10 protein-coding genes are annotated in these 12,047 nt (G+C 68.3%); 9 read left to right on the forward strand and 1 reads right to left on the reverse strand.

Features of this window, described 5'->3' with window-relative positions:
- The first annotated feature begins 81 nt into the window (after positions 1 to 81).
- The 9 genes from rhaI to KHB019_RS07130 all read left to right on the forward strand — a co-directional run bounded on the left by rhaI (position 82) and on the right by KHB019_RS07130 (position 11,331).
- Positions 82 to 1,245 (forward strand): L-rhamnose isomerase, encoded by a 1,164-nt coding sequence (rhaI, locus tag KHB019_RS07090; protein WP_325470773.1) that lies wholly within the window; start codon positions 82 to 84, stop codon positions 1,243 to 1,245.
- Positions 1,242 to 2,777 (forward strand): sugar ABC transporter ATP-binding protein, encoded by a 1,536-nt coding sequence (locus KHB019_RS07095; RefSeq protein ID WP_325470772.1) that lies wholly within the window; start codon positions 1,242 to 1,244, stop codon positions 2,775 to 2,777. Before rhaI ends, KHB019_RS07095 begins: the two co-directional genes overlap by 4 nt.
- On the forward strand, positions 2,774 to 3,802 hold the full coding sequence (locus KHB019_RS07100) for an ABC transporter permease (RefSeq protein WP_337458475.1): 1,029 nt from the start codon (positions 2,774 to 2,776) through the stop codon (positions 3,800 to 3,802). The genes KHB019_RS07095 and KHB019_RS07100 overlap by 4 nt, the downstream gene beginning before the upstream one ends.
- The gene (locus KHB019_RS07105) at positions 3,795 to 4,898 is read left to right on the forward strand and encodes an ABC transporter permease (RefSeq protein ID WP_337458476.1); all 1,104 of its coding nucleotides are present in this window, start codon (positions 3,795 to 3,797) and stop codon (positions 4,896 to 4,898) included. The genes KHB019_RS07100 and KHB019_RS07105 overlap by 8 nt, the downstream gene beginning before the upstream one ends.
- Before the next feature lie 26 nt (positions 4,899 to 4,924).
- Positions 4,925 to 5,983 carry a rhamnose ABC transporter substrate-binding protein gene (gene rhaS / locus KHB019_RS07110; protein WP_325470769.1) on the forward strand — a complete coding sequence of 353 codons (1,059 nt, stop codon included), beginning with the start codon at positions 4,925 to 4,927 and terminating at the stop codon, positions 5,981 to 5,983.
- A 76-nt stretch (positions 5,984 to 6,059) separates the two neighbouring features.
- A complete protein-coding gene (locus tag KHB019_RS07115) occupies positions 6,060 to 7,505 on the forward strand; it encodes an L-fucose/L-arabinose isomerase family protein (protein WP_337458477.1) in 1,446 nt (481 codons plus the stop codon).
- Positions 7,506 to 7,507: 2 nt separating this feature from the next.
- Positions 7,508 to 7,852 (forward strand): L-rhamnose mutarotase, encoded by a 345-nt coding sequence (locus tag KHB019_RS07120; protein WP_325470767.1) that lies wholly within the window; start codon positions 7,508 to 7,510, stop codon positions 7,850 to 7,852.
- 27 nt (positions 7,853 to 7,879) lie between these two features.
- The gene (locus KHB019_RS07125; protein ID WP_337458478.1) at positions 7,880 to 9,916 is read left to right on the forward strand and encodes a bifunctional aldolase/short-chain dehydrogenase; all 2,037 of its coding nucleotides are present in this window, start codon (positions 7,880 to 7,882) and stop codon (positions 9,914 to 9,916) included.
- Positions 9,913 to 11,331, forward strand: coding sequence for a rhamnulokinase (locus KHB019_RS07130; RefSeq protein ID WP_337458479.1), 1,419 nt, complete (start codon positions 9,913 to 9,915; stop codon positions 11,329 to 11,331). Before KHB019_RS07125 ends, KHB019_RS07130 begins: the two co-directional genes overlap by 4 nt.
- Before the next feature lie 11 nt (positions 11,332 to 11,342).
- Here the strand turns inward: KHB019_RS07130 and KHB019_RS07135 are convergent, their stop codons facing one another.
- Entirely contained in the window at positions 11,343 to 11,771 is a 429-nt protein-coding gene (locus KHB019_RS07135; protein WP_337458480.1) for a VOC family protein, read from the reverse strand.
- Positions 11,772 to 12,047: the final 276 nt, after the last annotated feature.

A 12,047-nucleotide genomic window follows, 5' to 3' on the forward strand; every position in this document is an offset into this window, starting at 1 on the left:
GTCTATGTTCGATCACACAACGAATGAAACGATTCATTCTCTGACGTCCGAGTCAACGAAGACAACGAAAGCACCGCGCCCATGAGCATCCTCACCCCCACGGTCCTCGCAGAGCTCGAGAAGCAGTCGATCGAGCTGCCCAGCTGGGCCTTCGGCAACTCGGGCACCCGGTTCAAGGTGTTCGGCACGCCGGGCACACCGCGCGACCCGTTCGAGAAGATCGCGGACGCCGCGCAGGTGCACAAGCACACGGCCTTGGCGCCGACCGTCGCGCTGCACATCCCGTGGGACATGTGCGACTTCGGCGACCTGCGCAAGCACGCCGAGGACCTCGGCGTCGAGCTCGGCACGATCAACTCGAACACCTTCCAGGACGACGACTACAAGTTCGGCGCGCTGACCCATGAGGATGCCGCGATCCGTCAGAAGGCGATCGATCACCACCTCGAGTGCATCGACGTGATGGATGCCACCGGCAGCCGCGATCTGAAGATCTGGCTCGCCGAGGGCTCGAACTACCCCGGCCAGGCAGACCTCCGCGGCCGTCAGGACCGGCTGCACGAGTCGCTGCAGACGATCTACGCCCGCCTCGGTGGCGGTCAGCGTCTCGTGCTGGAGTACAAGTTCTTCGAGCCGGCGTTCTATCACACCGACGTTCCGGACTGGGGTACGTCCTACGCGCAGGTCAGCGCCCTGGGCGAGAAGGCGATGGTGTGCCTGGACACCGGCCACCACGCGCCGGGCACGAACATCGAGTTCATCGTCATGCAGCTGCTGCGCCTGGGCAAGCTCGGCTCGTTCGACTTCAACTCGCGCTTCTACGCCGACGACGACCTCATCGTCGGGGCAGCAGACCCGTTCCAGTTGTTCCGCATCGTCTTCGAGGTGATCCGCGGCGGCGGCCTGAACAACCCCGATGTCGCGTTCATGCTCGATCAGTGCCACAACGTCGAGGACAAGATCCCCGGCCAGATCCGCTCGGTGCTCAACGTGCAGGAGATGACGGCACGGGCGCTGCTCGTCGATCGGGATGCCCTCACCGCAGCACAGAAGTCGGGTGATGTGCTCGCGGCGAACGCCGTCTTCATGGACGCCTTCTACACGGACGTCCGCCCGGCGCTGGCCGAGTGGCGTGAGTCCCGCGGCATGGATGCCGACCCGATGGGCGCCTACACGGCATCCGGGTATCAACAGAAGATCGCCGACGATCGCGTCGGCGGCGTCCAGGCCGGGTGGGGCGCATGAGCATCGCTTCATCGAACACCCCGGCTCCGCTGCTGTCGCTCCGCGGCGCCGCGAAGACGTTCGGCCCCGTCGTGGCACTCGCAGACGGGACGATCGAGCTCCTCCCCGGCGAGATCCATGCACTCGTCGGCGAGAACGGCGCCGGAAAATCGACGCTGGTGAAGATCCTCGCCGGGCTCCACCACCCCGACGCGGGCGACTTCCTCGTCGACGGCGCGCCCGTCGCCTTCCGCACGGTCGCCGACAGCAAGGCCGCGGGGATCTCGGTGATCTACCAGGAGCCGACCCTGTTCCCCGACCTGACGGTCGCGGAGAACATCTTCATCGGTCGACAGCCGCGCGGCCGACTCGGGCTGATCAGCCGCTCCGCCATGCGCCGCGAAGCCATGGCGCTCTTCGAACGCCTGGGCGTGCCGATCGACCCCGACCGCCCTGCCGAGGGACTCTCGATCGCCGATCAGCAGATCATCGAGATCGCCAAGGCCATCTCGATCGACGCCCGGATCCTCATCATGGACGAGCCCACCGCCGCGCTCTCCGGCGTCGAGGTCGAACGCCTGTTCACGGTCGCACGCTCACTTCGCGACATCGGCGCCGGGATCCTGTTCATCTCGCACCGCTTCGACGAGATCTTCGCCCTGACCGACCGCATCACCGTCATGCGCGACGGCCGGTACATCGGCACGCACGACACCGATGACGCCACCGTCGACGGAATCGTCCGGGAGATGGTCGGACGCGACATCGATCAGCTCTTCCCCAAGCAGGACGCGGCGATCGGGGAGGTCGTGCTCGATGTGAGCGGCCTGTCTCGTCGAGGCGTCTTCCGTGACGTCGACCTGCAGGTGCGCGCCGGCGAGATCGTCGGCCTCGCCGGGCTCGTCGGAGCAGGGCGGACCGAGGTCGCCCGCGCGATCTTCGGCATCGACCCCTATGACTCGGGCTCCGTCACGCTGAGCGGGGCGCGCCTGAAACCGGGCAACCCGCAGGCGGCGATCGACGCCGGCATCGGATTCGTCCCGGAGGATCGCCGCAAGCAGGGGCTCGTGATGGACCTCTCCGTCGGGCGGAACCTCACCCTCACACTGCGCAACAGCCTCAGCCGCGCAGGCATCATCGACACCGCGGCCGAACGACGGGCGGCCGACACATGGTCGCAGCGCCTGCAGGTGAAGACGGGCTCTGCGGAGTTCGCGGTCTCCACCCTGTCCGGCGGCAATCAGCAGAAGGTCGTGCTGGCGAAATGGCTCGCGACCGAGCCCCGGCTGCTCATCGTCGACGAGCCGACGCGCGGCATCGATGTCGGGACGAAGGCCGAGGTGCACCGCCTGATCTCCGATCTCGCCGCCCGCGGCATCGCGATCCTCATGATCTCGTCCGAGCTGCCGGAGGTGCTGGGGATGGCGGATCGCGTCGTCGTCATGCGCGAAGGCCGCGTGACCGCGCGCCTCGACCGTGCGGATGCGACACCGGAGAACGTCATGCTCGCGGCCACGGCCGAGCCCGCACCGATGCTGGAGGACACGAAGTGACCGTTGCAACGCGGAGCGCTCCGCGCACCGAGAGAACATCGCCCCTGAGCGGCATCCTCCGCCGACGGGAGATCCCGGTCGCCGCGGCGCTCATCGTCCTCGTCCTGGTGACCTACGCGGCGAACCCGCTCTTCCTGAGCCAGCAGGGCGTCAAGGACCTGATGCTCAACGCGACGATCATGATCATCCTCGCCGTCGGGCAGGCGATGGTCATCTTCACGCGCAACGTCGATCTCTCGGTCGGCTCGATCCTCGGGCTCGTCGCGTTCCTCACCGGAACGCTGTTCGCGGATGCGCCGGGCATCCCCATCCCCGTCGTCTTCCTCGCCGGTCTCGCCCTGGGAGCTCTGCTCGGCGCGATCAACGGCCTGCTCGTGACCGTCGCCCACGTGCCGGCCCTGGTCATCACGCTCGGCACGCTGTACGTGTACCGCGGCATCAACAACGCCTGGGCGGGCGGCACCCAGTACTTCGCCGGGGACCGGCCGGACGAGTTCGGCGCCCTGGCCGTCGACACCGTGCTCGGCTTCCCCATCATCACGCTGCTGGCGATCGCGGTCGTCGTGATCGTCGGCATCTACCTCTCCGGGGCCCGCTCCGGACGCGACCTGTATGCGATCGGCTCCGATCCGGAAGCCGCCAGGGTCTTCGGAATCCCGGTCGCACGACGCGTGATGACCGCGTTCGTCGTGAACGGCCTGCTCGCGGGGCTCGCCGGTATTCTCTACGCCGCACGGTTCAACTCCGTCGGAGCCACCACGGGAACGGGGATGGAACTCGACGTCGTCGCCGCGGCCGTGGTCGGCGGTGTCGCCATCTTCGGCGGAAGCGGATCCGTCGCCGGCGCGGCGATCGGGGCGGTCCTTCTGACCACGATCACCAGTGCCCTGACGGCGCTGCGCGTCGACAAGTTCTGGCAGCAGGCCGTCGTCGGCATCCTCATCATCGCCGCGATCCTCGTCGACCGGATCGCGAGCGTCCGCACCGCCCGCAAGCTGCGACTCACGGAGGCCCGCGATGTCTGAAACCGCCCGCACTTCGAGCGCGGACCCCACCACGACCGCGGTCATCGCCGCCGGCGTCCTCGAGACGGAGCCGCGAGGACGCACGGGGTGGACGCGCATCCTCCTCGGCCGCGACGCCGTGATGATCTACGCACTCATCGCCGCGCTCATCATCGCCGCGATCAGCATCCCGCGGTTCGCGTCCCCCGTGACGACCGGCTTCCTGCTTCTCGACGTCATCCCCATCCTGCTCATCGCCATGCCCATGACCCTGGTGATCATCACCGGCGAGATCGACCTGTCCGTGGCGAGCATCGCGGGTCTCACCAGCGCCGTCATCGGCGTCCTCTGGCAGGCAGGACTCGACATCGGCCTGGTGCTGATGATCGGGCTCGTCGTCGGGGCGGTCGCCGGCGCCGTCAACGGCTTGCTCATCGCCGTCGTCGGGCTCCCGTCCCTCGCAGTCACCATCGGAACGCTCGCGCTCTTCCGCGGTCTCGCTCTCGTCGTGATCGGCGACAACGCCGTGGCGAACTTCCCCCCGGAGCTCACCGCCTTCTTCACGTCGAAACTCGGTGCGACCGGCATCCCGACCGTCATGATCGGGGTCGCGCTCGTGATCGCGTTCTTCGCGATCCTGTTGCACTTCACGCCGTTCGGTCGCGGCCTCCCCGCGATCGGATTCAGCAAGGAGGCGGCACGGTTCGTCGGAATCGACGTCGCCCGCGCCAAGTTCTGGCTGTTCGTGGGAACCGGATCCGTCTCGGCGCTCGCCGGCATCTTCTGGACACTGCGCTACTCGAGCGCGCGGTCCGACAACGCCAGCGGCCTCGAGCTCGCGGTGATCGCCGCCGTGCTCCTCGGCGGCGTGTCCATCTTCGGCGGGCGGGGTTCGATCCCCGGCGTCGTCGCCGGCGTGCTGCTCATCGGCGTCATCAACTACGGCCTGCGGCTCGGCCGCGTCTCCGAGGTGATCCTCATCATCGTCACCGGGTCGCTGCTCATCGCATCCGTCGTCGCCCCGAGCGTCGGGCAGTCGATCGGCCGCTGGCGTCACGACAGACGAGTCCGCAGAGAACTTCCCCAGGCCACCGCCTCGGGTCGACCACGCGCCTAGCACCGGCGCAGACGAAAGGAAAAACAATGGAGTGGATCCGCACACGACGAGGACGGCGCCGCCTCTCGGCGATCGCCGCGCTCGCTTCCGTCGCGCTCATCGCGACCGGCTGCGCCGCCGGCGGCGGAGGCGACGGAGACGGCGAAGGCTCCGGGCAGGATGGCGATCAGACCATCACGTTCATCCCGAAGCAGCTGAACAACCCGTACACGGATGTGGTGCTCGGGGGCGGTGAGGACGGCGCCGAGTCCGCGGGCTTCGCCTCCAGCCAGGTCGTCGGCCCGCTCGACGCCAGCGCTTCCAGCCAGGTCTCGTTCATCAACGCCGAGACGCAGGCGGGCACGAACGTCATCGTCATCGCGGCGAACGACCCGGATGCCGTCTGCCCTGCGCTGGAAGAGGCCCGCACGGGCGGCGCGAAGATCGTCGCCTTCGACTCGGACACCAATCCGGACTGCCGCGACGTGTTCATCAGCCAGGTCGTCGCGAAGGACGTCGCGCTGATCCAGGTCGAGCTGATCGCCGAGCAGATCGGCGGCTCGGGTGAGATCGCCATCCTCTCGGCGACGGCGAACGCGACGAACCAGAACGAGTGGATCAAGTACATCGAGGAAGAGCTCGACTCCAACCCCGACTACGCCGACATCGAGCTGGTCGCGAAGGTCTACGGCGACGACGACGACACGAAGTCGTTCCAGGAGGCCCAGGGTCTCATGCAGGCGCACCCGAACCTCAAGGGCATCATCTCGCCCACGACGGTCGGCATCGCCGCCACGGCTCGCTACCTGTCGACGTCGGAGTACAAGGGCAAGGTCGCGCTGACCGGTCTGGGTCTGCCCAATGAGATGCGTCCGTTCGTCAAGGATGGCACCGTGACCGAGTTCGCCCTGTGGGATCCGGCACAGCTCGGCTACGTCGCGGCCTTCGCGGGCAAGGCGCTCGCCGACGGCGACATCACCGGCGCCGCGGGCGACACGTTCGAAGCCGGCGACCTCGGCGAGCGCGAGGTCGGCGAGGGCGGCATCGTCATCGTCGGCCCGCCGACGGTGTTCAACGCCGACAACATCGACGAGTACGACTTCTGATCGTCACGGACTGCGGCCCCGCGATCAGGGGTCGCAGTCCGCGCGATCGAAGTCACCACCCAACGAAGGAACGATCATGACGCCGTCCACCTCCTCGGGGTTCGCCGAGCTCCTGCCCGCGCACTCCCGCCGCAAGCCGCGCATCGGCCTCGTCGCCGGGGGCCTGGGAACCTACTGGCCGCAGTTCCCGGCGCTGCGTCCCCAGCTCGAGGAATCGGCACGTTACGTGTCCGAGCGCTTCCGGGCGATGGATGCCGAGGTCACCGACGTCGGGTTCATCTCGGACGCGCAGGAGGGCGCCGTTGCGGCGGAGACCCTGCGCCGCGCCGACTGCGACCTGATCGTGCTGTTCCTGACCACCTACCTCACCGCCTCGATGGTGCTCCCGATCGCGCAGCGCGCCGGTGCGCCGGTGCTCGTCATCGACCTGCAGCCGACGGAGAAGATGGATCACGCGTCCTTCGACACCGGCGCCTGGCTCGCGTACTGCGGTCAGTGCCCGGTGCCGGAGGTGGGCAATGTGTTCCGTCGCGCCGGTATCGAGTTCCGCTCGGTCTCGGGCTGGCTCCGGCAGGAGTCGGCATGGGCGCGGATCGAGCAGTGGATCCATGCCGCGCACATCCGCGCCGCGCTGCGCCACGCCCGCCACGGACTGATGGGGCACCTGTACCCCGGCATGCTCGACGTCTCCACCGACCTCACCCTGCTGCCGACGACCTTCGGATCCCACGTGGAGGTCTTGGAGTTCGACGACCTGCGGGTGCGCGTGGATGCGGTCACCGAAGCCGAGGTGAAGGACCGCACCGCCCTCGCGCGCGAGATCTTCACCCTCGACGACTCGGTCAACGACGAGGACTTCGCATGGGGCGCCCGCGTCTCCGTAGGACTCGACCGGCTCGTCGACGACTTCGGCCTCGACACCCTGGCCTATTACCACCGGGGCCTCGACGGCGAACTCCACGAGCGTCTCGGCGCCGGCATGATCCTCGGGGCGTCGCTCCTCACCGGGCGCGGCATCCCCACCACCGGCGAGTACGAGCTGCGCACGACCGTGGCGCAGCTCGCGACACAGGTCGTCGGAGCCGGGGGGTCGTTCTGCGAGATCCAGGCGCTGAACTTCGAGGACGGCGTCGTCGAGATGGGGCACGATGGGCCCGCTCATCTCGCGGTCTCCAGCCGCGAACCGCTGCTGCGCGGCCTCGGCGTTTACCACGGAAAGCGCGGATGGGGCGTCTCGGTGGAGTTCGACGTGCAGCACGGACCGGTGACCCTCCTCGGGCTCGGTCAGGATCGCGACGGCTCACTGTCGTTCGTGGCATCCACGGGGACCGTCGTCCCCGGCCCCCTGCTCGCAATCGGCAACACCACGAGCCGCGTCGACTTCGCCCGCGACCCCGGCGAGTGGGTCGATGCGTGGTCGGCCACCGGCGTCGGGCACCACTGGTCGCTGTCGGTCGGAGACCGGATCGGCGACTACCGCGCTGCGGCGTCGCTGCTGGGCATCGACTTCCGGGAGGTCTGATCGTGAGCTCCTCTCTCGAGCGCGTGTGCTTCGAGCTGCGCGTGCGTCCCGAACGGATCGACGAGTACCGCGCGCGCCACGCCGCGGTCTGGCCCGACATGCTCCGCGCGCTGCGCGACACCGGATGGCGAAATTACTCGCTGTTCCTGCGCGAGGACGGCCTGCTCATCGGCTACTTCGAGGCTGAATCCGCCGAACGCGCCATGGCGGCGATGGCCGAGACCGAGGTCGACGCCCGCTGGCAGGCCGAGATGGCGGAGTTCTTCGACAACCGTGCCGGCGGCGGCCTCCGGCGCTACCTCGAGGTCTTCCATCTGGAAGATCAGCTCACAGACCTCGCAGACTGAAGCCCTCTCTCCATCCGAAGGATCCTCATGACCAACCCCGCAGCCGCAGCCCTCATAGAGCGCTCGAACCGGCTGGGCGCCGACCCGAAGAACACCAACTACGCCGGCGGCAACACTTCCGCCAAGGGCACCGAAACCGACCCTGTAACAGGGCAGCCTGTCGAGCTGCTGTGGGTGAAGGGCTCGGGCGGAGACCTGGGTACGCTCACCGAGCAGGGCCTCGCCGTGCTGCGCCTCGACCGCATGCGCGCCCTGGTCGACGTCTATCCCGGTGTCGAGCGTGAGGACGAGATGGTCGCGGCGTTCGACTACTGCCTGCACGGCAAGGGCGGGGCCGCTCCGTCGATCGACACCGCGATGCACGGACTCGTGGATGCCGCGCACGTCGATCACCTGCATCCCGACAGCGGCATCGCGATCGCGACCGCTGCCGACGGGCCGGCGCTGACGACGAAGATCTTCGGCGAGAAGGTCGTCTGGGTGCCGTGGCGGCGTCCAGGATTCCAGCTCGGCCTGGACATCGCCGAGATCAAGAAGCAGAACCCGCAGGCGATCGGCTGCATCCTCGGCGGCCACGGCATAACTGCCTGGGGCGACACATCAGACGAAGCTGAGGCGAACTCGCTCTGGATCATCGACACGGCGGCGGCGTACATCGCAGCGGAGGGCAAGGCCGAGCCGTTCGGCGGCGTCCGCTCCGGGTTCGAGGCGCTGCCGGAGGGCGAACGTCGTGAGCGCGCAGCAGCCCTGGCCGGCACCGTTCGCGGCATCGCGTCCACGGACAGGCCGATGGTCGGCCACTTCACCGACGCCGACGTCGTGACGGACTTCCTGGCATCCGAGAACGCGCCCCGTCTCGCCGCGCTCGGCACGAGCTGCCCCGACCATTTCCTGCGCACCAAGGTCAAGCCGCTGATCCTCGACCTGCCGGCGACGGCATCCGTCGAAGACCAGATCGCACGTCTACTCGAACTGCACAGCGAGTACCGCGCCGACTACCGGGCCTACTACGACGAGCATGCGACCGAGGACTCCCCCGCGATCCGTGGCGCCGACCCGCTCATCGTGCTCATCCCCGGTGTCGGCATGTTCAGCTACGGCGCGAACAAGCAGACCGCGCGGGTCGCCGGCGAGTTCTACGTCAACGCGATCAACGTCATGCGCGGCGCCGAGGCGCTCTCGACCTACGAGCCGATATCGGACGCCGAGAAGTTCCGCATCGAGTACTGGGCGCTCGAGGAGGCGAAGCTGCAGCGGATGCCGAAACCGAAGTCCCACCAGGGACGCATCGCGTTCGTCACGGGCGCGGCATCCGGAATCGGAAAGGCCATCGCGACCCGCCTCGCAGCAGAGGGCGCCTGCGTCGTGATCGCCGACCTCGATCTTGAGAAGGCACAGGCCTCGGCGGCCGAGCTCGGCAACAGCGACGTCGCGATCGGCGTCGCCGCGAACGTCGCGGATGCCGGCGCCGTGCAGGCCGCGCTGAACGAAGCCGTCCTCGCGTTCGGCGGTGTCGACCTCGTCGTGAACAACGCCGGGCTCTCGCTGTCGAAGCCGCTGCTGGAGACCACCGAGAAGGACTGGGACCTGCAGCACGATGTCATGGCGAAGGGTTCGTTCCTCGTGTCGAAGGCCGCAGCTCACATCCTCATCGATCAGAAGCTCGGCGGCGACATCATCTACATCTCGTCGAAGAACTCCGTCTTCGCCGGGCCGAACAACATCGCCTACTCGGCGACGAAGGCCGATCAGGCGCACCAGGTGCGGCTGCTCGCGGTCGAGCTCGGCGAGCACGGCATCCGCGTGAACGGCATCAACCCCGACGGCGTCGTCCGAGGCTCCGGCATCTTCGCCTCCGGCTGGGGCGCGAACCGCGCAGCCACCTACGGCGTCGCGGAAGAGGACCTCGGGCAGTTCTACGCGAACCGCACGATCCTCAAGCGCGAGGTCGTGCCCGAGAACGTGGCGGATGCCGTGTTCGTGCTGACCGGCCCCGAACTGTCCCGCACGACCGGACTGCACATCCCCGTCGACTCCGGCGTCGCCGCGGCGTTCCTGCGATGACCGCCCGCGCCGTCGCGGCGGTCGACCTGGGCGCCACGAGCGGGCGCGTGGTCATCGGGCGTGTGAGCGCTGACGCGGTGGAGCTCGAACTGGTCTCGCGGTTCCCGAACGGCCCCGTCGAACGAGAGGACGGACTGCACTGGGACTTCGACGCCCTGTACGAGAACGTGATCGCGGGGCTCGCGGAGGCGGTGCGCCGTGAGCCGGCGATCGAGAGCATCGGCATCGATTCGTGGGCCGTCGACTACGGGTTGCTGCGCGACGGCGAGCTCGTGGGCGAGCCCTTCCACTACCGTGACGCGCGCACCGAGCGCGGGGTCGCCGAGGTGCACGAGATCGTCCCCGTCGAAGAGCTGTACCGGCGCAACGGACTGCAGTTCCTGTCATTCAACACGCTGTACCAGTACCGCGTCGATCGCGATCTCGACGACGCGGATGCCGCGCTCCTGATCCCGGACCTCATCGCTTACCTGCTGACCGGGAGGCGCGTCGCCGAGCGCACGAACGCGTCGACCACCGGGCTTCTCGACGTGCGCACGTCGGAGTGGGACCTCGAGCTCGCCGAGCGTCTCGGCATCCCGTCCCGCATCCTCCCGGAGCTCGTGAGCCCCGGAGAGACGATCGCGCGGCTGCGCCCCGAGGTCGCCTCGCGCATCGGCGCGGACCTGCCCGTCATCGCCGTCGGCTCGCATGACACCGCATCCGCCGTGGCGGCCGCTCCGCTGTCGTCGCCGCACGCCGCGTACATCTCGTGCGGAACCTGGGGTCTGGTCGGACTCGAACTCGATGAACCGGCGCTGACGGATGCCGCGCGCGCGGCGAACTTCACCAACGAGCTGGGCGTCGACGGTCGCATCCGATTCCTCCACAACGTCACCGGGCTGTGGCTGCTGAGCGAGACGATCCGCGCGTGGGGCGAAGACGACGGGGCCACCGTCGACCTGCCCGAGTTGCTCGCCGACGCGACCGAGGTGACGGGCGAGGTGCCGCTGTTCGACGCGAACGATGCGTCGCTCAGCGCCCCCGGCGACATGCCGGGGCGGATCGCCGCGCTGCTCGACGCCTCGGGCGCGGAGATCCCCGGCGATCGGGCAGCGTTCGTGCGGACGATCCTCGAGTCGATCGCGGATGCTTTCGCGGATGCCGTGCGGACAGCCGGGAAGCTGGCAGGGCGTGCGGTCGACAGCATCCACGTCGTCGGGGGCGGTTCGCTCAACCGGCCTCTCTGCCAGGCGACTGCCGATCGCTCCGGCCTGCCGGTGCTCGCCGGGCCCGTCGAGGCGACCGCGCTCGGGAATGTGCTCGTGCAAGCGCGAGCGCTCGGGGTCGTCAGCAACGACCGTGAAGCGTTGCGAGCACTGGTCGCCCGGTCCGAACGGCCTGTCCGATACGACCCCAGGCAGCTCACGTTGTAGAGCCGACGTGCTCAGCCCGCTGTTCCTGTGCTCCGCTTCGTCATCATCTCGACCATCTCGGGTGCTGGCTCGCCGATCGCGATGATGTTTCCTTCGCTGTCGCTGAACCATGCGCTGCGGAGACCGCCGAGATCGGCGACGCCGTCCACGGTCTTCAGCCCGGGGAGGTCGTAATCGTGGAAGACGACGCCGTTGGTCCGCAGGGCCGTCGTGTCACGGTCGAGGTCATCGGTGACGAGGTTGAATGCCGTGTTCTGCGCCGTGCCGGCGAAGTCGGTACGGTACACCAGCACGGTCATGTCACCGATGGCGTAGAAGAGGCTGCCCGACTCGGACTCGGCGTATACCGGATCCCGGCCCAGAACGTCGTGCCACCAGCGCCGCGCACGGTCGAGATCCGCCGCAGGAAGCACGGCGGTCGCCATAAGATTCTCGAACATGATGCACCTCTGTTCGAGGGCGTTGTCATCTGCGCGCCGGCCTGGCGACGCCACGGCGATTCGGGCGCTCGGGTGTGGCCCTCGACGGCAGTGTACTGCCGGGTCGGCGGCGGCGTAAGAGCTATCGCGATGGGCCCTCGTGGACGCTGCGCACACGTGTGTCCGAGTCGCGGGATGCAACACAAGCGCTCAGATTCGAAACGCGGTCCGAAGCAGCCTGACCAGGGATTTTCTGCGGAGACGGACGTGTCTGGTTTCGGGACATCGTGAACGCAT

Source organism: Microbacterium sp. KHB019 (assembly GCF_037285405.1).
Classification (GTDB): domain Bacteria; phylum Actinomycetota; class Actinomycetes; order Actinomycetales; family Microbacteriaceae; genus Microbacterium.

Bases quoted from the DNA above. Each gene is read 5' to 3' on its own strand.
- rhaI (WP_325470773.1), top strand. From the start codon at position 82: ATGAGCATCCTCACCCCCACGGTCCTCGCAGAGCTCGAGAAGCAGTCG.
- KHB019_RS07095 (WP_325470772.1), top strand. From the start codon at position 1,242: ATGAGCATCGCTTCATCGAACACCCCGGCTCCGCTGCTGTCGCTCCGC.
- KHB019_RS07105 (WP_337458476.1), top strand. From the start codon at position 3,795: ATGTCTGAAACCGCCCGCACTTCGAGCGCGGACCCCACCACGACCGCG.
- rhaS (WP_325470769.1), top strand. From the start codon at position 4,925: ATGGAGTGGATCCGCACACGACGAGGACGGCGCCGCCTCTCGGCGATC.
- KHB019_RS07115 (WP_337458477.1), top strand. From the start codon at position 6,060: ATGACGCCGTCCACCTCCTCGGGGTTCGCCGAGCTCCTGCCCGCGCAC.
- KHB019_RS07125 (WP_337458478.1), top strand. From the start codon at position 7,880: ATGACCAACCCCGCAGCCGCAGCCCTCATAGAGCGCTCGAACCGGCTG.
- KHB019_RS07130 (WP_337458479.1), top strand. From the start codon at position 9,913: ATGACCGCCCGCGCCGTCGCGGCGGTCGACCTGGGCGCCACGAGCGGG.
- KHB019_RS07135 (WP_337458480.1), bottom strand. From the start codon at position 11,771: ATGTTCGAGAATCTTATGGCGACCGCCGTGCTTCCTGCGGCGGATCTC.